Source organism: Mesorhizobium sp. WSM4846 (assembly GCF_055811415.1).
Map to the genome: position 1 here is coordinate 1 of NZ_JBVVPZ010000067.1, position 23,514 is coordinate 23,514.

The window sequence follows — 23,514 nt, forward strand, 5'->3', positions numbered from 1 at the left end:
CCCCCCCACGACAGGGGGAAAACTGTAACCCATGTATCCGGTTCAAAGTGTTACCCATCTATCAACTGGACACCGGCAGGCAGGTGAGGGGCAGCGCCAACCTGAAGCGATGGGCTTGCCGTTCCGCTTTGCCGGGCGCTTCGGCGCCTTCGCTCAGCCTTGAAACAGCGCCAGTTCTTCGGCCGTGAGGTGGCGGGCCTTGCCCTTGGCGAGGTCGCCGAGCTGCAAGCGGCCGATCGCCACCCGCACCAGGCGAAGCACCTCGACCTCGTGCGCGCCGAGCAGCCGGCGGATGTGGCGGTTGCGGCCCTCGTCGAGTGTGATTTCCAGCCAGGCGGTGCTGGCGCCGCTGCGCAGGATGTCGATCGACCGCGCCGTCAAATCTTCGCCATCGACCGTGGCGCCGGCGCGCAACCGCGCCAGCAGGGCCGCGTCGGGCAGGGCGCCGATCTGGACGTGATAGATCTTGGCGACGTGCGAGGCGGGGTCGAGCAGGCGCTGGGCGAAACGCGTGTCGTTGGTCATCAAGAGCAGGCCCTCGCTGGCCTTGTCGAGGCGGCCGACCGGCGACACGAAGGGCAGGTCGAGCTCTGCCAGGCAGTCGTAGACGGTGCCGCGGTCCTGCGGGTCGTTGCGGGTGGTGACCAGGCCGCGCGGCTTGTTGATCATCAGATAGACCTTGCGCTCGGCGACGACGCGGCTGCCGTCGACCTCGATGCGGTCGCGGCCGGGATCGACGCGCAGCGAGCCGTTGCGCACGATTTTGCCGGCGACCCGGACGCGCCCTTCGGCGACCAGAATTTCCGCCTGCTTGCGCGAGCACAGGCCGAGCTTTGACAGCGCACGGCAAAGGCTGACGCCTGGCGGACTGGCTCCGGCGCTAGGCGAGGGGCGTGGCCAGCCGGCGTTCGGCCGTGGCGCCATAGTTTTGCGTGATCGTTCCGGCAAGTCAGGTCTTCCCCGCCACCTGAGGTGAATATTTGCTAACAGAAAGCCGCCGGGGTGGATATCTGGATTTCTCGATAGGAGTATCCGGACGTGTGAGCTGCGGCCCTCCGTTGCGACAGGTCGCCTCCGGACATCATGGCAAAGTTGGCGGGACAGCGCCCCCCTCTGTCCTGCCGGACATCTCCCCCAAAGGGGGGAGATCGGCCGTTATCACTGGTTCCGCCAATCGCCCAACTTTGAAAAAGAGGCGCGGTTGGCAAAGCTGCCGATCTCCCTCCTTGTGGGGGAGATGTCCGGCAGGACAGAGGGGGGCGCCGTAGAGCGCCAACATTTCGAGCCTCGCACGCGCCCCGACGCTGATCGCCGGGGGCGCCACGATCGTCAGTTTGCCCTGGGCTCGTCCTCGACAACGAAAGATGCGGCAATCAGGTCGTCGGCATCGATCCGCAGGGAGCCTTCACCTCCTCCCATGACAGCGGCGACCTTCTGAAAAATTTTGATCTCGTGCTCGGTAATCCGGGCGCTCCGCATCCTGGCTTTGAGATCAGCGATACGCAGCCCCAATGTGTGGGACGTTCCAATTTCACGGTTCGACATGACAACATGCTCCTCCCGACCCATGCTTTTTTGCCTCCCCACCGGTATTCGCCCGTCGCCTGCCATGTTGCCTAAATATAAGCCATCGCGAATACAGCGCCCCGAACGCTGGTGCGAGGGGAAGGTTCCAGCGCAGCACGGTCACGAAATAATACGGGCCGCCGCCGCCGGCCGGTCAACCGCAGGAGGTGGCTGGCCGTCCTTCTTCGGATGTGACGGACTCGCCGGCAGACGAGCCTAAAGATAATTTGACTGGATCCTCCGGGGGAGGATACAAAACAGTCATGTCTGAAGGTATCCATCGTTCGCATCCGGCTATCGTGAAGCGCCTGAAGCGCGCGCAGGGCCACCTTGCGGCGGTGCTCTCGATGTTCGAGGCGCATCGTCCTTGCGTTGATCTGGCGCAGCAACTCCACGCCGTGGAGAGCGCCATCAGCAGCGCAAAGCGCGAACTGATCCACGATCATATCGAGCATTGCCTGGCGCACACCGCGGAAGCCGGCGGCAACTCGCTGGCGGAACTCAAGCAACTGGCGAAATATTTGTGAGCCGTCAAATGCCTGTGCTCGGCGCGCGCATCCTCGACTGGTTCGGGTTCGGGCCGCGCGATCACGCCGCGCATGGTCATGGCCATCACGATCATGTGAGCGGGTCGCATAGCCACGGGGTCATCGATGCGACCATTGCGACGACCGACCGAGGCATCTGGGCGATAAAATGGTCGTTCGTCATCCTGGCAATCACCGCGGCGATGCAGATGGTCGTGGTCGCGCTGTCGGGCAGCGTGGCGCTGCTGGCCGACACGGTCCACAACATCGGCGACGCCACCACCGCCATTCCGCTGTGGATCGCCTTTCTGCTGGCCCGGCGCAAGCCGTCGCCGACCTTCACCTACGGCCTGGGCCGGGTCGAGGACTTGGCCGGGATGATCATCGTCGGGATCATCCTGTTCAGCGCCATCGTCGCCGGCTACCAGGCCATCGACCGTTTGATCAATCCACGCGTGGTGACGCATCTGGGCTGGCTGGCGGCGGCGGGCATTGTCGGCTTTCTCGGCAATGAGGCCGTCGCGGTGTTCCGCATCCGCGTCGGCCGCGAAATCAACAGCGCCGCACTCATTGCCGACGGCTACCACGCCCGCACCGACGGCCTGACCAGCCTTGCCGTGGTCCTCGGAGCGTTCGGCGTCTGGCTCGGTTTTGCGCTGGCCGACCCGATTGTCGGCCTGCTCATCACGCTTGCCATCTTCGGCATCGTCTGGCAGTCGGCGCGCTCGGTGCTGACCCGCATGCTCGATGGTATAGATCCTGAAGTCATCGGCGACATCGACCATGCCGCCGCGCATGTGCCGGCAGCGCGCATTGTCGAGGCCAAGGCGCGGTGGATCGGTCACAGGCTGCACGCCGACATTGCCATCGCCGTCGAAGAAAGCCTGCCGGTCTCCGAAGCGCAGAAGATCACCGCAGCGCTGGAACACGAGTTGTTCGAGCACATGCCGGCGCTTGCGGTGGCGAATATAAGATTGGCGAACGCGGATGCCGATCACCGCCATGGACATGGCCACGGCGAGCACGACGGCCACTAACGGTCGCTCCGACCGGCTCGCTTCTGTTATCCCCAGCTGATGTTCCAAATTCTTGTCGAGTTGCAACGAACGATCTATCTGGCGGTCGGCGAGCAGATCAAACTGCTCTCGGCGGGAGGCGACTGGCTGGCGTTCATGGGCTTCCTGCCGATGGGCGTCGTCTTCGGGGCGGCGCATGCCCTGACGCCTGGCCACAGCAAGGCGGTGCTGGCAACATATCTCGCGGGCTCGGATGCAAAGGTTTCGCGCGGCCTTCTCGTATCGATAATTCTATCTTTCACCCATGTGACGATTGCCGTTCTGATTGCGGTTCTCTCGCTGCCGCTGGTTTCCATCGCCCTGGGCAGCGTCGGTCGCGCTCCGCTTTTTGAGGATATCAGTCGTGCGCTGCTCGGCCTGATCGGTGTCTGGATGCTCTGGCGCGCTTTGAGCCGCGGCCACCACCACAAGCACGAGGGCGAGGCAGTCGGCGTCATGGCAGGTCTGATCCCGTGCCCGCTGACGCTGTTCGTGATGACCTTCACGATGTCCAGAGGCGTTCCCGGCGCCGGCGTGCTGTTCGCTGTCACCATGATGGCCGGCGCGGCGCTGACGCTGTCCTGCGTCGCGGTGTTGTCGATCCTGTTTCGGCAACGTCTGACGGGTTTCAACGCCGGCAAGCCACTCGAAACCATTTCCCGAACCATCGAAGGCGCTGCCGGGCTGGCGCTTGCGGGCGTTGCCGTCTGGCAGATCATGGTCGTTTCCTGACAATGCCCAGGTATCAAGCGCCTGATCCGCACAAATAGGATCAAGATAGCTCTCTATCTGCCTGTTTGAGCGTCTTTTTCCTGATGGATCCATGCTGCCCCGAACGGACGGCCTCGGCAGGGTTTAGCGAAAGGTGTTGAGACCGCCGCATCTTAGTCCATTATCTCTAGGTCCATTATCTCTGGCTCGTGCAACGCTTGACCCGAGCGCCAAGCGTGGCCGGAAACCGGATTGAGAAGATGCCTCAGGCGCCACTTATCGCAACCCTTGTCGCTGGCCTCGGACTCGCCTTCATCCTCGGCACGTTGGCGAACCGCCTTCGCCTGTCGCCATTGGTCGGCTACCTCGTTGCTGGTGTCTTGATTGGCCCGTTCACGCCCGGCTTCGTCGCCGACCAGGCGCTGGCGCGCCAACTCGCCGAACTCGGCGTGATCCTGCTGATGTTTGGCATAGGGCTGCATTTTTCGCTGAACGATCTGCTGTCGGTAAGAAAGATCGCGCTTCCCGGCGCTGTCGGTCAAATGGCTCTGGTGACCATGCTCGGGCTCCTCGTGACGCAGGCGATCGGCTGGCCGGTCGGAGCCGGAGTGGTGTTTGGGCTGGCCCTGTCGGTTGCAAGTACAGTCGTGGTTCTACGGGCGCTGCAGGAAATGCGGCAGCTCGAAACCGATGGCGGACGCATCGCAGTCGGCTGGCTGGTCGTAGAAGACCTCGCCATGATCCTCGCGCTCGTGCTGTTGCCGGCCTTCGCCGGCGTGCTCGGTGGCAATGTCAACGGGGCAAACCTTAACGGCAATGACCTGTTCAAATTGTTTGAGCCGCAGACCATCTGGAGCGCGCTCGGGCTTACGCTGGGCAAATTGGCGGCTTTCTTCGCGATCATGGTTGTCGTCGGGCGACGTGTCATTCCGCCGATCCTTCACTACGTTGCTCACACCGGTTCGCGAGAGCTTTTCCGTTTGGCCGTGCTGGCAATTGCCCTTGGTGTCGCTTTCGGGGCAGCCGAGCTGTTCGGCGTCTCGTTTGCTCTTGGGGCGTTTTTCGCAGGAATGATCCTTGCCGAATCCCAGTTGAGCCAAAGGGCCGCTCAGGAAACGCTGCCGCTGCGCGACGCATTTGCCGTGCTTTTCTTCGTCTCCGTCGGCATGCTGTTCAACCCGATGATCCTGGTCGAGCAGCCGCTGCTCGTCGGCGTGACATTTCTGATCATCGTCATTGGCAATGCCACGGCCGCATCGGCTATCGCATTGATGTTCGGCTATCCGTCCTACGTGGCCCTGACACTCGGCCTGAGCCTGGCACAAATCGGCGAGTTCTCCTTCATCCTGGCGGGACTGGGTGTCGAACTCGCGCTTCTTCCAGAGGCTGGACGTGACCTGGTGCTTGCTGGAGCCATCCTTTCGATCCTCGTCAACCCGCTGCTGTTTGCGGCGTTGGATCGACTGACGCCGTGGCTGAAAGCACGAGAGCGAACCATCGCCACGCAAGAAGGCAGAGCCGAACCGCCCGAACTCGCGGCTACCAGCCTGACAGACCACGCGGTGCTTGTCGGCCATGGACGGGTCGGAAGCCTGGTCGCGGAGACGTTGCAAAAGGCAAGGCAGCCTTACCTGGTGATCGAGGAACGCCAAGCGATAGTAGAACAGCTGCGCGTCCGCGGCGTTGATGTCATTGCGGGAAATGTCACCCAGCCGGGCCTGCTTGAGGCGGCCAACGTTGCCTCAGCCCGGTGGTTGATCAGCGCCATTCCCAATCCGTTCGAGAGCGGCAATCTCATCGAGCAAGCCCATGCCATCAATCCAAGGCTCGAGATCATCGCCCGCGCGCATTCCGATGCCGAAGTGGATTACCTCAAGAAGTTCGGCGCCGACCTGATCATCATGGGCGAGCGGGAGATCGCGCGCGGCATCTCGGATCACATTCTGAGCCGGATCGATGCCCCAGCCGCCCCGGTCGCAGACCAGAGCGCAAACGCGCGCCAGGTCGACTCAAAGCCGATGGCCGGGTAATGGCGGCAGGTGCGCGAACAGCATGTCCAGCTTCTTCCGCTGATAGCGTGAGGTCTGGCAGGCGCCGATCTATGAAGCAACGCCGGGTTCCGGCACCTGCAATCACGGCCGGCCGACCTATATCCAACTGAAGCTTGCCGATATCGAGCGGCTGTGTCGACGGGCGGTAGCGCCGAAAACGTCGTTTGCGACGGCAATAGTTTGTTTGTTCGCATCACTTTCAGGGAGATAGGAGCCATGATTTCCGGCGCACACATGATCATCTACAGCACGGATGCCGAGGCAGACCGCGCATTTTTTCGCAATGTTCTACGGTTTCCAGCAGTCGATGCTGGCGAAGGCTGGTTGATCTTCGCATTGCCGCCGGCCGAGATTGCCGTTCACCCGGCCGCCGAAGTCGACAGCCACGAAGTCTATCTCATGTGCGAAGACATCAATGCTACGGTCCAAGAGCTGAAATCGCACGATGTTGAATGCACTTCGGTCACCGATGAAGGCTGGGGCCTGCTCACGCATGTCTCGCTTCCCAGTGGCGGCTCGCTTGGCCTCTACCAGCCAAGGCATGCTTTGGCGCACAAGGCCGGGGCTGCTTGAGTGGCCGTTTTCCGCCCGGACGCACGACCCATTCAGATGCCCGCCCTCCGGCTGCACCCGCTCACTGGCTGCCGATCACCATGCGGTTGCCCTCGCTGTCGCGAAATTCCGCCACCGTGCGGCCTGGCTGCCAGGGCGCCTCCTGCGGTTCGGTGATGATCTCGACGCCGCCCGCCTTCAACGCGGCGATCGTGGCCTCGACATCGTCATCGACCAGCACCAGCACCGGCTCCGCGCCTGGCGTGTCGTCGGCGCGCCTCGCAAAATGCAGGTTCGTCACGGCGCCGGGAAATTTCAGCTCAATCCAGCGCCAACCGCTATCGCCCATCTTCTCGTCGGCCGTCACCTTGCAGGCGAAATGCCTGGTGTAGAACGCCTTGGCGCGGTCCTGGTCGAATACCGGCAGTTCGGCAAACTGGATGTGCATGGTCGTCGCTCCTGCTCCTCGATGGCTGCTGCGTAGCCGTCCGCAGGTGGAAGACGATCCGGGCGGCCGAAAAATTTATAGCGTGCGAGAATCTTTTCGGGAACGCGAAACGTCTTCTGCTCAGACCAACCATTCAGGAGACGAACCATGGGCTACAAACTCATTCGCTACAGCGTGAAAGACACCGGGCTGGAAGAGAACCGCGCGCTGGTGGCAAAAGTCTTCGAGGCGCTGGATGAGACGGCGCCGCAGAGCGTGCGCTATCTCGTGCTCGAACTCGACGACGGCGAGTTCGTCCATGTCGTCGGCGAGGGAAATGACACATCCGCGCTGACCGGGCTTGCGGCGTTCGAGGCGTTCACGCAAAACCACGCGGAACGGCGCTCGACGCCGGTGAAGCGATCGCCTGCCAAAATCATCGGCAACTAGGCCGGATAGAATGGACGCCATGATCCTACGGAAATTCGATCGGCCGGCGCTTGAGGCGATGCTCTCCGGGTTGCGCCCGAAACTGCACCGCTACTGCGCCCGCATGGCCGGCTCGGTGATCGACGGCGAAGACATCGTGCAGGAGACGCTGATCAAGGCGCTGCAGGCGGTCGACGGCAGCATGACGGTCGAGCGGCCCGAGCAATGGCTGTTTCGCATCGCTCATAATGCCGCGCAGGACCATCTGCGCCGGCGCCATCGGGAAAGGTCGCGCATGACCGAGACCGGCATGACCACGATCGAGGATCCTTCCGGCAGCGCCGACTCAAGGCTCGCCGCGGCGGCCGGCCTGCGCAGCTTCATGCAGCTCTCGGTGGCGCAGCGCAGCGCCGTGATCCTGGTCGACGTGCTCGGCCTTTCGCTGCACGAGACCTGCGAGGTGACCGGCGCGACGCTGGCCGCCACCGAGGCGGCGCTGCATCGCGGGCGGGCGCAGCTGCGCCTGCTGGCGTCGCAGCCTGAGCACATCGCCGCACCCAGGCTCGACGCCAATGACGAGCGACGGCTGCGCCGCTATGTCGATCTGTTCAACGCGCGCGATTTCGACGCGGTCAGGGCGCTGATCGCCGAGGATGTCCAGCTCGAATTGGTCAGCCGCCTCCGCATGCGCGGCAAGGCTGAAGTGTCGACCTATTTCGGCAATTACGAGCGCATCAGCGACTGGGCGCTGTCGCCGGGTTTTGTCGACGGCAGGCCGGCGATCCTGACCCGCAACCCGCAGGAGCCGGACGGCGCGGTGCGCGGCTTCATGCTGGTCGAATGGCGGGACGAGCGGGTCGTCCAGATCCGCGATTTTCGTTATGCGCCCTGGTGCCTGATCGATGCCGAGATCAGCACGATGGAGGGGTAGGGGGAGGCTGGAAATTGTGCGGAGATGGGGCGTGAAGGCGTCGTCTGTCGGGGCATGTTGTGTTCCTCAAATTGGCCACCGGCCGCACGCTATCCGCGCCGGCCGTCGCGCCAGCCAGCCGGCGAGACGCCCGCGAGCTTCTTGAAGCTCCGGCTGAAGGCCGCTTCGGACTCGTAGCCGACATCACGCCCAACTGCCGAGACTTTGGCGAGCCCATCAGTGAGCAGTCGTGCGGCCAGCTGTACGCGCCATCGCGTGAGATACTGCATCGGTGGGCAGCCGACGAGACGCGTGAAGCGGGCCGCGAGGACGGACCGCGAGACGCCGGTTTCGCGTGCGAGTTCTTCAATTGTCCAGCCACGCGCCGGATTCTCGTGGACGAGCGCAACGGCCCGGCCGACGGCGGGGTCGCGCAAGCCGGCCAGCCAGCCGGTCTGCTCCGGTGGCAGTGCCTCGAGATAGCGGCGAACGACCTCAACGAACATCAGCTCGCTAAGGCGCAGGCGGATGCATTCAGCGCCTGGCCGTTGAACGGACACCTCTGCCAACGTCAGCTCGATCAGCCGGTCGAGCAGATCGCTCGGTGCGCCGGCCGCGCGCCGGATGCGTATCAGCGGAGGAAGGGCCCCGAGCAGAGGATTGAACGGCCGTGCATCGCAACCAAGGAAACCGCAGACATATCTGGTCAGGAGGAGGCCGTCGCCACCTTCGTTGACCACGAAGGGCAGTTGTCCGGCCGCCATGGCGCGAAAGAAATCGAGCGAATCTTCCGGGCTCAAACCTGATCGCACTCCGGGCGCACTGCACATCGCGTACGAATCCTCATGCGGGATCACGAGTATGTCGCCTTCGGCAAACTCCATCGGCGGATCGTCACCGATGCTGACCGAGCCCGATCCTTGGGTGATGATGTGGTAGGAAATCACGTGTTGGGCGTGCGGCAGGATGAGATGGGCAAATGAATCCGCCCGCGGCACTTCCACGCTCCAGGGCGAAGAGGCATCGACCCAGAAGAAAAGCGCGCCGGTGAGCTTTACCACGCGCAGCACGTCCGAAAGCACATCCTTGTCCGGCGCGGCCGAAGATGCGGCATCGGCAACGACCTCTTCCGGTGGCCGCCCAGGCGATCGCGCCAGAACGGACGCTGCGGCAAGCGATCGAGACGCTGGGTCATGGAGCGTGCCCATGGCCAAGTCTACTATGCGCCGAACAGCATATCCACCGCGCATCCCGTGGAGTCCATGCGATCAACGGAGGTCGGCCATGTCTACCTATTGCTTCTTCGACGTGCGTGAAATCACCGACCAGGCCAAGGTCGAGCAGTATCTGGCAGGGGTCTTTGCAACGGTTGAACAGTATGGAGGGCGCTATCTGGTGCTGGGCGGGAAATCCGACCTTGTCGAAGGAGACTGGCAGCCGGACTATCCGGTCATCGTCGAATTTGCCGACGGGGAGCATGCCCGGCGCTGGTATTCATCGCCCGAATACGAGCCGCTGAAGGCGCTTCGCGTCGCCGGAACCCGATCCAACGCAGTGTTCCTTGAAGGTGCAACGCCGGGATCGGAGCAAGCGGCAGCCCAGACCCGTCGAGGCAAGACATCGAAAACTCCGGCTGAAATCTACGACTCACTGTTCGTTCCAGCGCTGTTCCGACAATGGGGGCCTATCGTCGCCGCCGAGGCGGGAATAGGGAGGGGCGACTGCGTGATCGACATTGCCTGCGGTACGGGTGTGCTGGCGCTCGCAGCCCTCGACCGCGTTGGCGCGGAGGGCAAGGTGGTCGGGCTTGACCCCAATCCCGATATGCTTTGCGTTGCCCGCCGCAAAAGCACTCGCATCGAGTGGCGAGAAGGGCGCGCCGAGCAGATACCTTTCCCGGATGAAAGCTTCGACGCCGCAGTCAGCCAGTTCGGCCTGATGTTCTTCGACGATCGAGCAGCCGGACTGCGGGAAATGATGCGCGTGGTCAAGTCCGGCGGCCGGCTGGCCGTCGCGGTCTGCGACTCGCTCGACCAGTCGCCCGGCTATGCCGCAGTGGCGGATATGCTTGATCGGCTGTTTGGAAGCGACGTTGCCAACGCGTTCCGGGCGCCCTTTGTGCTCGGCGATGCGGAGTTGCTGCGCTCGCTCTGCGCGAAGGCAGGCATAGAGCGTGCCGAAGTGAAGCGGCACCGCGGAACGGTCCGTTTTGCCTCGATCGAGACGCTGATCTCGACTGAAAGAGCCTGCATCTGGACGTTGGGCGGGCTTTTGGACAACGAGCAGTTCAAGCGGCTTCTGGAGGAGGCCGAGCGGGCACTTATGCCTTACGTGACAGCAGCCGGCGCCGTCGCTTTCGACATGCCGGCGCTCGTCATCACGGCATCCAAGGACTGACGCTGGCGACCAGCCTGCGATCAGGCGCTGCCTGCTTCACCTTCCCGCAAAGTCTATCAAACGACACGCACGCGGCGCGTCACCTGGCCATTGCTTTCCCAGTATGTGTGTTTCTTGGCAATCAAGGGATCGTCCATTGCCGGTTGAACCTGTCCCGTGGTGCTGACCGCGCGCGAGGTCACCGTGTGTTCTCCAGGCGACGGACTTGGCCAATCCAGGGACCAGATCTTCCAGGCGTGTTCGGCCTCCTCGCTGCGGTCGATGGTCGCCGGTGCCCATGGCGCTTGATCGATTTGCACTTCGACCCGATCGATCGGTGCCCCCCAGGCTGCCCCAATGATGCGGTAGTCCGAGTCCTTGCGGGTGACCTTCGCGGGCGCGGACTTTATCAGCGCTCGTCCGACTGAGTCCTCGGTCCACACGGTCTCGCCATTGCGCTCTTCCTCCCGGATGGTGACATAGTCACGGGCCATCAGAAGGCTCATGAAGCGGGTGTCGCGCACTTCGATGCGCTCCAGCCACTTGACGTTGGCGATGCCATACCAGCCCGGAGCAATCAGCCGCAGCGGAAAACCATTGGCCGCCGGCAAGGCGGCTCCGTTCATTTCATAGCAGAGCAGATTGTCTGGGTTCGTCGCTTCGGCAAGCGACATGCTGCGCGCGAAGTTCTGCTGCATCTTGACGTCGCGGATGGCGACCTCGCCGGTGTCAGTGCCGAAAAAGACGACCTCGATGCCATCTTCCAGAACGCCGGCTTCCTCGAGGATCGGGGCGAGCGGCGTCCCTGCCCAGCGGGCATTGCCGATGCCGCCGGTAAAAAACGGAAAACCGTGGTTGCCCGAGCATTCCACTGTGAAAACGACCTCCTGGCGCGGCCGCGCCTTGATGTCGGCGAGAGTCAGTTTCAAGGGCTTCTTGACCAGGCCGCCGATCTCCATCGACCATGTCTTCTCGTCGATCGTTGGTCGATTGAAATGCGAGATGCTGAAGAACTTGTCGTTTGGCGTTATCCAGCTATCCAGATCCTCCCAGACAAGCTGCTTCTGGATGCCGACCGGATCGGGATTTTCGGTCGGCTGGTCCAGCCACCGAATAACCTCCTCGCTCGCCCGTGTTGGAAAAGCGTAAGCCCGACGCGAGGTATAGAGAGCAGCAATTGCGGCAAGGGCAGCACTTCCCTGAACGAGAAGTTCTCTGCGTTGAATATCAGGCATGTTGTTTCCTCCCAGTTGATCCGGAAACAGGCTGCACGTACCTTGGGCCGCAGCCTGAACACGGATAGGCGCAATGAGCGTTTGCCACACCCGGAGATTATCCGGACAGGTCAGGCAATCAGCGGCGCATCTCAAACATGTGAAGCCTTGGACGAAACTCTCGCTTGGGTTTCGCCTTTTAAGGGTGCGCCTTTGAGAGGGAAGAGTCCAGGTTATGATGATGGTCTAATATTTCTAGATTAGGGAGGACAGCATGACGTCTTGGGAAATCAAGGGACGCGAACTCGTCAATTGCACCTGCGAATATGGCTGCAACTGTCAATTCAATGCGCTGCCCGACAAGGGCCATTGCCATGCCGTGGCCGGCATCCAGATCGATGAAGGTCATCATGGCGAGACCGTTCTCGACGGCCTGCGCATCGCCGCGATCTTCAAATGGCCCGGGGCGATCCACGAGGGCAACGGCGAAGCCATCGCTTCCGTCGACGAGAAGGCAACCGAGCGGCAGCGTGACGCGCTGCTGCGCATCATGACCGGCCAGGACACCGATCCGTTCGCGACGATGTTCGCCGTCTACGCCTCGACCGTGACAAAAATGAATGAGCCGGTCTTCACCAGGATCGATGTCGACCTCGATGTCGACGGCCGCAGGGGCCGCATCTTCGTCAAGGACTACATCGAAACGGTCGGCGAACCAATCCGCAACAAGGTGACGGGCGCGGACTCGCGCGCCCAGATCGTGTTGCCGAACGGCTTCGAATATGCGGTCGCCGAGATCGGCAGCGCTTCGAGCACAACCAGCGGGCCGGTTCAGGTCACCACTAAAGACAGCTACGGCCAGTTCGCGCGGCTGCATCTCAACAATCACGGGGTGGTGCGGGCCTGACGCGGCGCATGAACGGCGGGTCGCCACTGGAACGGCTGCTCAGGCGCGACCGCGTCATCACGATTGCGGGCGTGGTGGCGCTGTGCCTGCTGGCCTGGCTTTACATCGCCGCCGGCGCAGGGCTCGGCATGAATGCGTGGGAGATGTCGAGGCTCGCGCTATTCCCCCACCTGCAAACTCCGACATCCGATATGCCCGGTATGGATATGTCTGGCATGTCCGGCATGGACATGAGCGCGATGGCGACGGAACCGCGGGTCTGGGGGGGCGCGAACTGGGCGCTGATGATCGCCATGTGGTGGGTCATGATGATCGCCATGATGTCGCCGAGTGCGGCGCCGACCATCCTGCTCTATGCGCGCGTGCATCGCCATGCGCTCGCACAGGACCAGATCCAGGACAAGCTCGCGCCGACCGGCGTATTTATGGCAGGCTACCTCCTGGTCTGGCTGGGGTTCTCCGTCGCGGCGACCGCGGTGCATTGGCTGCTCGAACGCGAAGCGTTCGTTTCCGCGACGATGATGAGCTCGCAGAGCCGCTGGCTTTCAGCCATCGTCCTGATCGCCGCGGGCCTCTATCAGCTCTCGCCGCTCAAGAACGCCTGCCTGTCGCATTGCCGGGCACCGACAGCGTTCCTTGCCCGACACTGGCGTCCGCACGCAACTGGCGCGCTGCGTCTCGGCGCATTGCACGGGGCGTTTTGTGTCGGATGCTGCTGGATGCTGATTGGCGCTGTTGTTCGTGGGTGGCATAATGAACCTGGTGTGGATCGCCGCGCTCGCCATTCTGGTGCTGGTGGAAAAACTGTTTCCTGCCGGCCCGTGGGTTGGCCGGGCAGCTGGCATCGCCCTGATCGCATGGGGCGGCGCAACGCTTTTGGTCTGAGAGACTGTTTGGAAACTCTACTCCGGCGGCCATCTGATGGCGTTTTCTGCGCTTACCTACAGCGCCGCGCGTCCTTGGGACGCGCAAAGGACGCTGTAGCACTTTTGATTTTGCGCATGATCCTTTCCGATTTCGGGTCATGCGGGCTCACGGACCCAAATGTCCGCTCCGCTCCGGTTCTCGAAACCACCACCATATGACTCGCCGGAGCGACTTTCCAAACAGCCTCTGACGACCAGGGCCGCCTCCGTTGGCATTCAAAGGCGTCGAGGAACTTTGAATCCTCGCTTCCGTTTACCGAATATCGTGGATGGGAGGTTCAGCCGATGAATGTCAGCGATGAAAGGACTGTATCGCTCTGGGCGGCGACCGAAGTCGTGCCCGATGCGGTGCCGCTTGGGCAAAGCGAACAGGTCGATGTCGTGGTCGTCGGGTCTGGGATTGCCGGACTGTCGGTCGCCTACGAACTGGCCGTCGCCGGGCAAAAGGTGGCTGTCCTCGATCGCGGCCGGATCGGAAGCGGCATGACGGCTCGCACCACTGCGCACCTGTCATCTGTCTGCGACGACTATTTTTCGGAGCTGACCAAATTGCGCGGCGAGGACCTGGCGCGGATTTTTTACCAAAGCCAATCGGCCGCTATCGACCGTATCCAATCCATCCGGGAGACCGAGCGTATCGCTTGCGATTTCCGGCGCCTTGATGGCTTTCTCTTTCCGGCTTCCGGCAGCCAGGAATCCGATATCACGCGCGAACTGGACGCCGCTCTGAAGATCGGTGTCGAGGTCGAGAAGACCAGGGGCGTGCCATTTGCAGGCTTTTCGGATGTGCAGGCCCTTCGATACGCCAATCAGGCGACCTTCCACCCGCTCAAATATCTCCGCGGGCTGGCCGCGGCCATCCGCGCGCGCGGCGGCGTGCTTTATGCCGATACCATCGTCGAAAAGGTCGAGGAGACTGATGGCGGCGTGCGCGTAACCACGGTTTCAGGCTCTACCGTGTCTGCCAGATCGGCCGTTGTCGCCACCAACTCGCCGATCAACGATCGGGTCGCGCTTCACACCAAGCAAGCGCCCTATCGAACCTACGCGATGTCGTTCGAGATCGCGCGCGATACCATACCGGATGCGCTGTATTGGGATACTGAAGACCCTTATCACTACGTTCGGCTTCAGCCTGGCGACGGTCGGACCGACTTCCTGATCGTCGGAGGTGAAGACCACAAGACAGGACAGGCCGATGATGCCGGTGACCGTTTCGCGGCCCTGACGGCCTGGACCAAAAGGCTGGTGCCCGATGTCGGCGTGGAAATCAACCGGTGGTCCGGGCAGGTGATGGAGACCGTCGATTATGCGGGGTTCATCGGCCGCAATCCTGGCGACAGCCGCGTCTTTGTGGCGACCGGGGATTCCGGCCAGGGCATTACCCATGGCGTTGTCGCCGGCCTGTTGCTTTCAGACCTGATTCTGAAGGAGGAAAGTCCCTGGCGCGAACTCTACGAGCCGTCGCGCAAGACGGCAGGCGCGATCGGCGATTACCTGTCGGAGAATGCGACGGCGATCAAGAGTTTTGCCGAATATATCGCGCCTGGCGAGATCGATTCCGTCGATAAGCTGCGACCGGGAGAAGGTGCCATCGTCCGCGAAGGGCTCAGCAAGATCGCCGCATTTCGCGATGACGACGGCACGCTCTACAAGCGCTCGGCCGCATGCACGCATATCGGCTGCCATGTACACTGGAACTCCCTCGAGCGCTGCTGGGACTGCCCCTGCCACGGCTCGCATTTTGCAATCGATGGCACGGCTTTGAACGGACCGGCGGTGGCGCCGCTGGGAGGGCAGTAGGGCAGTAGGGCAGTAGGGCAGTAGGGCAGTAGGGCAGTAGGGCAGTAGGGCAGTAGGGCAGTAGGGGCCAATTTCCCTATTCCCCTACTCCCCTACTCCCTTACAGTTCCTTTTCGGCCAGCTCGCGAAACGCGTCGGGGACCGAGCGCGATTGCCCGAGGGTGACCGAGGCATAGCCGACCGCCTCCCAGCCAAAACGGTCGCGGATCTTGTCGATGGCGCGGTCGACGGTCCAGCGTGCCGCGCCCTTGCTGGTGCCGGGGCGGCGGCTGTCGTCGTCGAGGCCGAGCGGCAGTTCCAGCTGCAGGGCCGGTTGCTTTTCCAGATGCGACACGGCGATCGCCAGCAGCGAGATGGTCTTTTCGTGCGGATGATCGACAAGCACCTTGCGCACCAGCGTCTCGGCGATCTCGGCCAGCATCGCGGTTGCCGAAATCGGCTGGTCGAGCGTGATCGAGCGCGTCACCGAGCGCAGATCGGCAAAGCGGACGCGGACCGTCACCGTGCGGCCGGGCCGCGATTTCGCCCGCAGCCTGGTGGCGACCCTATCGGCCAGATGCAGCAGGGTGGGAACGAAGATTTTTGCCTCGGCCGGCTTCCTGCCGAGTGCCGATTGCGCGCCGGCCGATCGCGCCCGGCGCTGCGTCTCGACTTTGCGCGGATCGCGGTTCCAGGCCAGCGCGTTGAGTTTTTCGCCCGCCGCCGGGCCGAGCAGACGCTCCAGCGCCCCACCATTGGTCTTCGCCAACTCGCCGATGGTGCGCACACCTATGCCGGCGAGCCGCTCCCTGGTGACCGGACCGACGCCCCACATCAGCTCGACCGGCAGATCGTGAAGGAACTCCAACTCGTGGCGCGGATCGACCACCACCAGCCCGTCGGGTTTGGCCACCTGCGAGGCGATCTTGGCCAGGTGCTTGGTGCGCGCCACGCCGACCGAGATCGGCAAGCCAAGCTCGGCCCGCACGCGGCGGCGGATGGTTGTCGCGATCTCGGCCGGCGGGCCGAACAGATGGGTGCAGCCGGCGACGTCGGCAAAGGCCTCGTCGATGGAGATCCGCTCGACCACCGGCGTGAAATCGCCGAGCACTTGAATAGCCGCATCGCCGAGCCGCTGATAATCCTTGAAATGGCCGCCGACGAAAATCAGCCCTGGGCAGAGTTCCCGCGCGAGCCGCCCCGGCATGCCGCCACGCACGCCAAAAGCCTTGGCCTCGTAGGACGCGGCAAGCACGACGCCGCCGCCGACGGCGATCGGCATGCCGCGCAGGGCGGGGTCGAGCAACTGTTCGACCGAGGCATAGAAGGCGTCCAGATCAGCGTGGAGGATGTTGGCGTCCATCCGGCCCGTCCGCCCGCGGCGGTTCGAACGCCGCATTATCTTGAGGGTGGGTTTTTGTGGAACATAAAGAGAACAAATGGGGCGGATTGTCAAGGAGTATGGAGGGCAGGGCGCAGGGCAATCGCTTCAGGTTTGCGCTGCCCCTCATCGCCCTGCCGGGCACTTCTCCCCGTATAGGGACGTATGGCGACGGGGGGGAAGGGACGCTCTCATGGATGGTTTCGCCAATCTCCAGCGTTGCAGAAACGGGTGCCGACGCTGCGGCCAGCACCTTCGACCGTCACTATACGGGGAGAAGGTGCCGGCAGGCGGATGAGGGCCAGCGCCGACTTCGGCAATCAGCCGATCGAGCGCTACAACCCCATCTTATAGCCGAGATGGCTGGCGGTGAAACCGAGGGCCTCGTAGAAAGCGTGCGCCTTCTGTCGGCTCTTGTCGGTCGTGAGCTGAACGAAGCTGCAGTTGCGCGAACGGCATTCCGCAACCGCCCATTCGATCATCTGCTTGCCGACGCCGCGAGACCGCCATTGCCGCGCGACGCGAACGCCTTCGATCTGTCCGCGCCAGGCGCCTTTCCTCGATATCCCTGGAATGAAGCTGAGCTGCAGGGTTCCGACCACCTGTCCGGCTTCCACGGCCACGGCCACGGCCAGCAGCTGGTTGGGATCGGCATCGATTGCTCGGAAGGCATCGAGGTAGGACGGCACGAGCGGCGTCGACGGGTCTTCGCGGCCGGCGCCGAGCGCGTCGTCGGCGAGCAGTGCGACAATTGCCGGCAGATCGGGCGCTTGCGCGCGACGGAATTTGATCTCGCTCATCGAGTGGACATACGGTTTGGATTTGGTGACGGCAAGTGCGGTCCAGCCATGCGCGACAGGCGCGTCGTGGTGCGGGGCGACCGGCGCCAGGCATTCGCGGCGCCGGCCTCGCCGACCTCCACCTTACGCCGCCTGCCGTGACCAGAGGCGGTGGCTGTAGCGGCGGAAGAAGCGCGCCAGCAGGATCTGCTGCCTGGCGCGGGCGAGATCGGCGCCGCGCCTTTCCTGGCGCCAGCGCGGCATGTTGCGATAACAGGCAATGAAGCGGGCGGCGTCCTCGAGCGCCTCCTCGGCCGATTGCGCCGGGCGGATCGCCGCCAGGAACAAGGCCTCGCCGAGCTTCAGCCGGTCGACCAGCGCCTTGCGCTGGCCATGGCCGAGGCGCGCCCGGCCGATGCCGTCGAGGCGGATAGCGGCGAATGCGGCGAGCATGGCCGGGCTGTCGCCGCTATAGCCGCAATCGCGGGCGAACTGGGCGGAGAGGGCGTCCATTTTCGTCTCCTTGGCTGGCGGCGGCGCGACGGAGACCCGGTCCCGCCGCCCATTCATCTGGGATATCACATGGAAGCATAACTCAAAAATTGGCACAAGTTAAACTTTTTCACGGGTTGAGCGGAACCGACTCGACTCTTCGGGAAAAACCCCTAATGATGTGAACAAAACAGGAACTGAGGCATCAGGGACGATGGCATTGCCGGGCAAGGAAGCAACGATCGCCGAGGTCGTCTCGATAGCGGTCGAGTGTATCGATTGCGGTCGAAACAGATGGTGGAAGCCGGCGGAGCTGAGGCGTTTCGGGGTGACCGCGCAGACGCCGCTGGCGGCGCTGTCGGGGCGGCTTCGCTGCTCGGCCTGTCGCGCCGACGGCCTGCCGGGCGCGGCCGTCTCGATCCAGGCGGCGTTCATCAACGAGCGGCAGCAGCGCCGCGCCGAGGCGCGGATGCTTGGCGAGCGCGAGGTTCCGCTGGAAAGATCCAGGCGGGCTTGATGGCGCCCGCTTGCGGGGCAGGAGAATCGCATGGGAAGCCGAGGCTTTCGAGGCTTACGCTCTACGATGTACCCCCACCCCTAGCCCCTCCCCACAAGGGGGAGGGAGACTCCGTTGGCGCTGACCTCGGCAGATTGCCTGACTCGGCGCTAAGGGAAGTAAAGGCGCGGCAGCATTCCCTCCCCCTTGTGGGGAGGGTTAGGGTGGGGGTCATCTTCGCAAGAATCCCTATTGCCCCTGCCGGCGATGCCGTTGCAGGGGAAGAAGGCGCGCGCCGCCGCCCTAGTAACCCAACAGTTCCTTGAGCGGGATGACGCGCCAGACGTGTTTTATCGCGTAGCGGTTGAAGGTCAGCGTCTTCGGCGGATTGTACTGCTCGACGACCAGCTCGGCGGCGGTCCGCTTGACCAGCTTTTTGATGAAGGCCTTGCCGTTGCGCTCGTTTTCCTCGGGAAACATCTCGATCACTACGTGGTCGCCGGGCACAGCGTCGCGGCCGCCGCAATAGAGCATCTCGCCGGGCTCGTAGCGCGGCACCATCGAGTCTGAGAGCACGTGCAGCGCGAACACCTTGCGCAGATGGGCGATGCCGGGCGGGCGCTGGACATAGCCGGCGACCTCGCCGTTGAAGGTGAAGTCACCGTCGTCGCCGCCGACCGCGGCACCCAGAAGCTCGATGTCCATCGGGCCGGCGGGCAGGGGGGCGGCGTCGGTGACGATCTCGGCGTCGGCGACATTGTCGGCGTCGTCGAGGAAGACGACCTCGCCCTTGCCGAGCGCCACCGGGTCGACGCGCAGGAAGGCGGCGGTCTTCAAAAGGTTCTCGGTTTTCGGCAGGTTGCGGCCGGTTTCCCAATTGCCGACAGCGGCGACGTCGGTGTCGTTGTGCTCGGCAATATGGCGCATCACCAAGCCGCGCTGCTTGCGCGCCTTGCGGATCGCCGCCCCGACCTTGATCGACAATGAGGTTTTCGCCATGGCGCCATCTGAAACATAAGAATCGGTTTCGTCCATGAAAGAATGGCTTGCATAATTTTTTGAGTTATGCTTATATATAGCCATGCACAAGCCACGCTCCATCTCGCTTTCCCATCCGTCCCGGCTGTCCTCCTCCCCGGCCGGGACGAAGCCCGAGGCTCGCGCCTCGGATCCGGTCGCCCTGCCGTCAGCGGCGGCGACCGGAACGGCCGGAGCCGTCCCCTCACGGCTCCGGCCCCGAATTTCGGCGCCGCCGCGCCGCCCCTCACCTGCTTGCCGGGATCCTCTCCCCGTCAACGGGCGTCAACGGGGAGCGGGGCGCAGCTTCGGCATTTACGCAACCTTTCAATGGACCAACGCCATGCCCGCCTACACCGATACAGTATCGCAAAGCATCGCCCGCACGCCGGCCAGGCTGGCGCCGCCGGTCTGGCTGCCGCAGCGCCCGTTGGTGCGCGAGATCCAAGGGCCGGACGGCGAGGCCCTCAAGCTGCCGTCGCCGCGCGCCGCTGCCGCCGTCGGGCGCCAGCCGCATGTCGCGGCCATGCGCTTCATCGACTGCCTCTTCAACCGCTGCCGCGCACCGCTCGACCTGACGCTCGAGCAAAACCCCGAAAACGACGCGCCCGGCAGCCGGCCGGCACTGGCGATGCTGTGTTGCGGCTTGCGCACGCGGCCGCTGAAAAGCTACTGCGCCTATCACGCGGCGCGGTTCTGCGACCATCGCCGTACGGCTCTCGCGGACGCAGCGTGAGCGGCCTCGGTCGAGAGTCTTCTCGCCAAGCACGGCGGCCCGGTTCCTCGCCCCCGCCGCGCGGAGGAGCCCAGGTTCTGCGAAGGCAGCGATGAAACGAGGAGCCACAGATGAGCAAGAAGACCGCCCAAAAGGCCAAGCCGCCCAAATTACCCACTGATGAGGCCGAGCAGGTGCGTATCCGCACGCAGGTCGGCCATGATTTCGCGCTGAAGGACGATGCCTTCGGCCGCAAGCGGCTGGCGACCGGCACGCTGGAGGCGAGGCGCGTCTATGAGGTGTCCAATAGCGGCCACACCGCGACCGGCGGCATTGTGCGGGTGCGCAATGTCGACCCGCTGACCGGCATCACCTCGCTGTCACGCCAGCAGCGCGAGGCGGGCATGCGCTACCGCGAGGATTTTCGCGTCTCGGCACAGGACGGCGTCAAGCCGATGGCGCTGACCGAGCGCGTCGACGGCGGACGCATCGGCGGCGGCGTTGCCGACCGCATCCTGTCCGCCGGCCGCGCCTATGCCGACGCCACCAGGGCGCTTGCGCATTGGGAGGTGTCGGTCGTGGTGCAAAAAGTCTGCTGCGCCGGCGAAACTGTGAAGAGCCTGGCCGAACAGACTGGCGAGCCGCGGGATGTGCTGTCGAAACTGCTCAAAATCGGGCTGGACTTGCTGGCGGTGCATTACGGCATGATGCTGATGCGGCGGCCGCGGTGAAGGGGCAAACGGGGCGTTTGGCAATGCGTTTTGGCCAGCGTCCTCCAATTGAAGGGCGCGGGTTTCCCAACGGCCTGTTACGCTGCGCCATTGCTGGTAGATCTCAATGCCAAAGATGCCGCAAAACGCTCATTTCGCAGATACGGCGCCGACGTCTTCGGCGCTGACCGCATATGACGAGCACTGCATGCTGACTTACATCCGGCTGCTCGATGCTTCGGCGGACAGCGCCGATTGGCGTGAGGTCGCCCACACCGTCCTGCACATTGACCCTGAGCAGGAGCCAGAACGGGCATTCCGCGCCTGGGCGACGCATCTGGCGCGTGCCCGCTGGATGACCGGGGTTCGTGTCGACCGGCATGATCGTGGCACGGAATGACGCGGGAGATTTTTCGTGGAACTGCCATCCCGGTCTGACCGTTTAGGCAGGAAACCAACTGGGAAGCGCCCGATGAACTCTTGGCAAATCAACACCTTGGAAGCCTGCTGCCTGCTTGCCGTCCCGCTGTCGATGATCCTTACGGTTCTGGTGGCAGGTTTCATCCTTGGCTGAATCTGCACTGTTCAGTGAAGGAGACGCAACCGGCACGCATGGCGGAACGGCGTGAGTTGCGCCTTGGCATTCATCGCGCCGACACCTTCAGTGACGACAAAAATGCCTCTCAGTCCTTGGCGCGCTCCACATAGGCGCCATCGGCCGTCATCACCACCACGCGGGTGCCGGCGCTGATGTGCGGCGGAACCAGCGTGCGCACGCCGTTGGACAGCGTCGCCGGCTTGTAGGACGAGGACGCCGTCTGGCCCTTGGTCACCGGCTCGGTCTCGACCACCTCGAAGGTGGCGCGCTGCGGCAGCACCAGCGAGATGGCGATGCCGTTGTACTGCGAAATCTGCACCGCCATGCTTTCCTTGAGATAGGGCGCCATCTCGCCGACCACGCTTTCCGGCACCGCGACCTGGTCGTAGCTTTCCGGGTTCATGAAATGATAGCCTTCGGCGTCGTGGTAGAGGAAGGTATGCTCGCGCTCCTCGACGTAGGCGCGCTCGACCTGCTCGGTGGTGCGGTAGCGCTCCGAAACCTTCACCCCGTCGGAGATGCGGCGCATGTCGAGCTGGGTCACCGGCGTGCCCTTGCCCGGATGGATGTTTTCGGCAAAGAGGATCACATAGAGCTTGCCGTCCTTTTCGACGACATTGCCTTTGCGTAGGGAACTGGCGATGACCTTCACGGGCTTTATTCCTAACAGCGTTGACTGGCCTGGGAGCGCCGAATGGCGCAAATCGGCTGCGGGAGCCGTTCGGTGGGGCCTAGCGCATCTTGGCGGCAATCGCCAGTCCTCGATGCAAATCCTGTCGCCATGACCGCCGCCTCGCCCTGGTGGACGCCTGATGTTCACGCCGACCGGCGGTCGCGGTTGATCCTGCGCAACGCCATCACCGCGGCCGTGCGCGACTGGTTTGCCCGCCGCGACTTCGTCGAAGTCGAGACCGCGGCGCTGCAGGTCTCGCCCGGCAACGAGGCGCATCTGTCGGCCTTCGCCACCGAGGCGATCGGCCCGGATGGGCGGCACCAGCCGCTCTATCTACACACTTCGCCGGAATTCGCCTGCAAGAAGCTGCTCGCCGCCGGCGAGAAACGCATCTTCAGCCTGAGTGCCGTCTATCGCAACCGCGAGCGCGGCCCATTGCACCATCCGTCCTTCACCATGCTCGAATGGTACCGGGCCGATGAGACCTACGACAGCCTGATGCAGGATTGCGCCGGGCTTGTCGCGCTGGCCGCCGAGCGCGCCGGCACGAAACGCTTCGCCTTTCGCGGCCGCGAGGCCGATCCGTTCGCCGAGCCGGAGCGGTTGAGCGTCGCCGAGGCTTTTATCCGCTATGCCGGTATCGATCTGCTGGCCACGGTCGCCAACGACGGCAGCACCGATCGCGAGGCGCTGCACGCGGCTCTGGTCCAGGCGGGCTTGCGCACCGCGCCCGACGACAATTGGGCCGATCTGTTCAGCCGGGTGATGGTGGAAAAGATCGAGCCGGCGCTGGGGCAGGGGCGCGCCACGATTCTTTACGGCTATCCAATTTCGGAGGCAGCCCTTGCCCGGCCGGGCGCCGATGACCCGAGGACCGCCGAACGCTTCGAACTCTATTGCTGCGGCGTCGAGCTGGCCAATGCGTTCGGCGAGCTGACCGACGCCGACGAGCAGCGTCGGCGCTTCATCCTCGAAATGGACGAGAAGCAGCGCATCTACGGCGAACGCTATCCGATCGACGAGGATTTCCTCGCCGCACTGGCCATCATGCCGCAGGCAAGCGGCGCCGCGCTCGGCTTCGACCGGCTGGTGATGCTGGCGACGGGGGCGGGCAGGGTCGAGGATGTGATGTGGACGCCGGTGGCGAGGTGAAAGAAGGCGGGGGCTATGCTCTACGGCGCCCCCCTCTGTCCTGCCGGACATCTCCCCCACTTGGGGGG

General features: G+C 63.7%; 26 protein-coding genes. 16 read left to right on the top strand and 10 right to left on the bottom strand.

Going from position 1 to position 23,514, the window contains the following annotated elements:
- Positions 1-153 precede the first annotated feature (153 nt).
- Together AC0L15_RS31610 and AC0L15_RS31615 are read right to left on the bottom strand one after the other, a co-directional pair.
- Positions 154-924: a pseudouridine synthase gene (locus AC0L15_RS31610; RefSeq protein WP_287249701.1), complete on the bottom strand. Its 771-nt coding sequence runs from the start codon at positions 922-924 to the stop codon at positions 154-156.
- 405 nt (positions 925-1,329) lie between these two features.
- The gene (locus AC0L15_RS31615) at positions 1,330-1,545 is read right to left on the bottom strand and encodes a hypothetical protein (protein WP_202366780.1); all 216 of its coding nucleotides are present in this window, start codon (positions 1,543-1,545) and stop codon (positions 1,330-1,332) included.
- Between the two features lie 284 nt (positions 1,546-1,829).
- Between AC0L15_RS31615 and AC0L15_RS31620 the strand changes: the two genes are divergently transcribed.
- From AC0L15_RS31620 to AC0L15_RS31640, 5 genes are all read left to right on the top strand, one after another.
- A complete protein-coding gene (locus AC0L15_RS31620) occupies positions 1,830-2,093 on the top strand; it encodes a metal-sensing transcriptional repressor (protein ID WP_287249560.1) in 264 nt (87 codons plus the stop codon).
- Positions 2,094-2,101: 8 nt separating this feature from the next.
- On the top strand, positions 2,102-3,130 hold the full coding sequence (locus AC0L15_RS31625) for a cation diffusion facilitator family transporter (protein ID WP_287249562.1): 1,029 nt from the start codon (positions 2,102-2,104) through the stop codon (positions 3,128-3,130).
- 39 nt (positions 3,131-3,169) lie between these two features.
- Positions 3,170-3,880 (top strand): HoxN/HupN/NixA family nickel/cobalt transporter, encoded by a 711-nt coding sequence (locus AC0L15_RS31630; RefSeq protein WP_473498212.1) that lies wholly within the window; start codon positions 3,170-3,172, stop codon positions 3,878-3,880.
- 239 nt (positions 3,881-4,119) lie between these two features.
- Entirely contained in the window at positions 4,120-5,889 is a 1,770-nt protein-coding gene (locus tag AC0L15_RS31635) for a cation:proton antiporter domain-containing protein (RefSeq protein ID WP_287249564.1), read from the top strand.
- A gap of 153 nt (positions 5,890-6,042) precedes the next feature.
- A complete protein-coding gene (locus tag AC0L15_RS31640; protein WP_287249566.1) occupies positions 6,043-6,483 on the top strand; it encodes a VOC family protein in 441 nt (146 codons plus the stop codon).
- A 61-nt stretch (positions 6,484-6,544) separates the two neighbouring features.
- On the opposite strand, the gene AC0L15_RS31645 is transcribed toward AC0L15_RS31640, so the two are convergent.
- On the bottom strand, positions 6,545-6,910 hold the full coding sequence (locus AC0L15_RS31645) for a VOC family protein (protein ID WP_287249568.1): 366 nt from the start codon (positions 6,908-6,910) through the stop codon (positions 6,545-6,547).
- 147 nt (positions 6,911-7,057) lie between these two features.
- Between AC0L15_RS31645 and AC0L15_RS31650 the strand changes: the two genes are divergently transcribed.
- Both AC0L15_RS31650 and AC0L15_RS31655 read left to right on the top strand, forming a co-directional pair.
- The gene (locus AC0L15_RS31650; RefSeq protein ID WP_287249570.1) at positions 7,058-7,339 is read left to right on the top strand and encodes a hypothetical protein; all 282 of its coding nucleotides are present in this window, start codon (positions 7,058-7,060) and stop codon (positions 7,337-7,339) included.
- 19 nt (positions 7,340-7,358) lie between these two features.
- Positions 7,359-8,249, top strand: a complete 891-nt coding sequence (locus AC0L15_RS31655; RefSeq protein WP_473498213.1) for a sigma-70 family RNA polymerase sigma factor — start codon at positions 7,359-7,361, stop codon at positions 8,247-8,249.
- 89 nt (positions 8,250-8,338) lie between these two features.
- Here AC0L15_RS31655 and AC0L15_RS31660 read toward each other — a convergent pair whose 3' ends face one another.
- The gene (locus tag AC0L15_RS31660; RefSeq protein WP_287230043.1) at positions 8,339-9,310 is read right to left on the bottom strand and encodes an AraC family transcriptional regulator; all 972 of its coding nucleotides are present in this window, start codon (positions 9,308-9,310) and stop codon (positions 8,339-8,341) included.
- A gap of 202 nt (positions 9,311-9,512) precedes the next feature.
- On the opposite strand from AC0L15_RS31660, the gene AC0L15_RS31665 reads away from it, so the two are divergent.
- The gene (locus tag AC0L15_RS31665) at positions 9,513-10,625 is read left to right on the top strand and encodes a DUF1330 domain-containing protein (RefSeq protein ID WP_473498215.1); all 1,113 of its coding nucleotides are present in this window, start codon (positions 9,513-9,515) and stop codon (positions 10,623-10,625) included.
- Between the two features lie 56 nt (positions 10,626-10,681).
- Here AC0L15_RS31665 and AC0L15_RS31670 read toward each other — a convergent pair whose 3' ends face one another.
- On the bottom strand, positions 10,682-11,839 hold the full coding sequence (locus AC0L15_RS31670; protein ID WP_287249575.1) for a sulfite oxidase: 1,158 nt from the start codon (positions 11,837-11,839) through the stop codon (positions 10,682-10,684).
- 253 nt (positions 11,840-12,092) lie between these two features.
- Between AC0L15_RS31670 and AC0L15_RS31675 the strand changes: the two genes are divergently transcribed.
- From AC0L15_RS31675 to AC0L15_RS31685, 3 genes are all read left to right on the top strand, one after another.
- Complete coding sequence (locus AC0L15_RS31675; protein ID WP_287249576.1) at positions 12,093-12,725, top strand: DUF1326 domain-containing protein; 633 nt, start codon at positions 12,093-12,095, stop codon at positions 12,723-12,725.
- Positions 12,726-12,733: 8 nt separating this feature from the next.
- Entirely contained in the window at positions 12,734-13,810 is a 1,077-nt protein-coding gene (locus tag AC0L15_RS31680; protein WP_473498217.1) for a DUF2182 domain-containing protein, read from the top strand.
- Between the two features lie 126 nt (positions 13,811-13,936).
- Positions 13,937-15,454 carry an FAD-dependent oxidoreductase gene (locus AC0L15_RS31685; protein ID WP_287249579.1) on the top strand — a complete coding sequence of 506 codons (1,518 nt, stop codon included), beginning with the start codon at positions 13,937-13,939 and terminating at the stop codon, positions 15,452-15,454.
- A 100-nt stretch (positions 15,455-15,554) separates the two neighbouring features.
- Here AC0L15_RS31685 and dinB read toward each other — a convergent pair whose 3' ends face one another.
- From dinB to AC0L15_RS31700, 3 genes are all read right to left on the bottom strand, one after another.
- Positions 15,555-16,796, bottom strand: coding sequence for a DNA polymerase IV (dinB, locus tag AC0L15_RS31690; RefSeq protein ID WP_473498220.1), 1,242 nt, complete (start codon positions 16,794-16,796; stop codon positions 15,555-15,557).
- Between the two features lie 353 nt (positions 16,797-17,149).
- The gene (locus AC0L15_RS31695) at positions 17,150-17,614 is read right to left on the bottom strand and encodes a GNAT family N-acetyltransferase (RefSeq protein ID WP_287249583.1); all 465 of its coding nucleotides are present in this window, start codon (positions 17,612-17,614) and stop codon (positions 17,150-17,152) included.
- A gap of 123 nt (positions 17,615-17,737) precedes the next feature.
- Entirely contained in the window at positions 17,738-18,106 is a 369-nt protein-coding gene (locus tag AC0L15_RS31700) for a hypothetical protein (RefSeq protein WP_473498222.1), read from the bottom strand.
- A gap of 193 nt (positions 18,107-18,299) precedes the next feature.
- Between AC0L15_RS31700 and AC0L15_RS31705 the strand changes: the two genes are divergently transcribed.
- Positions 18,300-18,602 (top strand): hypothetical protein, encoded by a 303-nt coding sequence (locus AC0L15_RS31705; protein WP_287068828.1) that lies wholly within the window; start codon positions 18,300-18,302, stop codon positions 18,600-18,602.
- 282 nt (positions 18,603-18,884) lie between these two features.
- Here AC0L15_RS31705 and AC0L15_RS31710 read toward each other — a convergent pair whose 3' ends face one another.
- Positions 18,885-19,580, bottom strand: coding sequence for an XRE family transcriptional regulator (locus AC0L15_RS31710; RefSeq protein ID WP_077382554.1), 696 nt, complete (start codon positions 19,578-19,580; stop codon positions 18,885-18,887).
- 361 nt (positions 19,581-19,941) lie between these two features.
- On the opposite strand from AC0L15_RS31710, the gene AC0L15_RS31715 reads away from it, so the two are divergent.
- From AC0L15_RS31715 to AC0L15_RS31725, 3 genes are all read left to right on the top strand, one after another.
- Positions 19,942-20,334, top strand: a complete 393-nt coding sequence (locus tag AC0L15_RS31715) for a hypothetical protein (RefSeq protein ID WP_287249588.1) — start codon at positions 19,942-19,944, stop codon at positions 20,332-20,334.
- A gap of 110 nt (positions 20,335-20,444) precedes the next feature.
- Positions 20,445-21,044, top strand: a complete 600-nt coding sequence (locus AC0L15_RS31720; RefSeq protein WP_287068775.1) for a DUF6456 domain-containing protein — start codon at positions 20,445-20,447, stop codon at positions 21,042-21,044.
- A 106-nt stretch (positions 21,045-21,150) separates the two neighbouring features.
- Positions 21,151-21,423: a hypothetical protein gene (locus AC0L15_RS31725; RefSeq protein ID WP_419693923.1), complete on the top strand. Its 273-nt coding sequence runs from the start codon at positions 21,151-21,153 to the stop codon at positions 21,421-21,423.
- 283 nt (positions 21,424-21,706) lie between these two features.
- On the opposite strand, the gene efp is transcribed toward AC0L15_RS31725, so the two are convergent.
- Positions 21,707-22,273: an elongation factor P gene (gene efp, locus AC0L15_RS31730; RefSeq protein WP_287249590.1), complete on the bottom strand. Its 567-nt coding sequence runs from the start codon at positions 22,271-22,273 to the stop codon at positions 21,707-21,709.
- 129 nt (positions 22,274-22,402) lie between these two features.
- On the opposite strand from efp, the gene epmA reads away from it, so the two are divergent.
- Entirely contained in the window at positions 22,403-23,446 is a 1,044-nt protein-coding gene (gene epmA, locus AC0L15_RS31735) for an EF-P lysine aminoacylase EpmA (RefSeq protein ID WP_473498225.1), read from the top strand.
- Positions 23,447-23,514 lie beyond the last annotated feature (68 nt).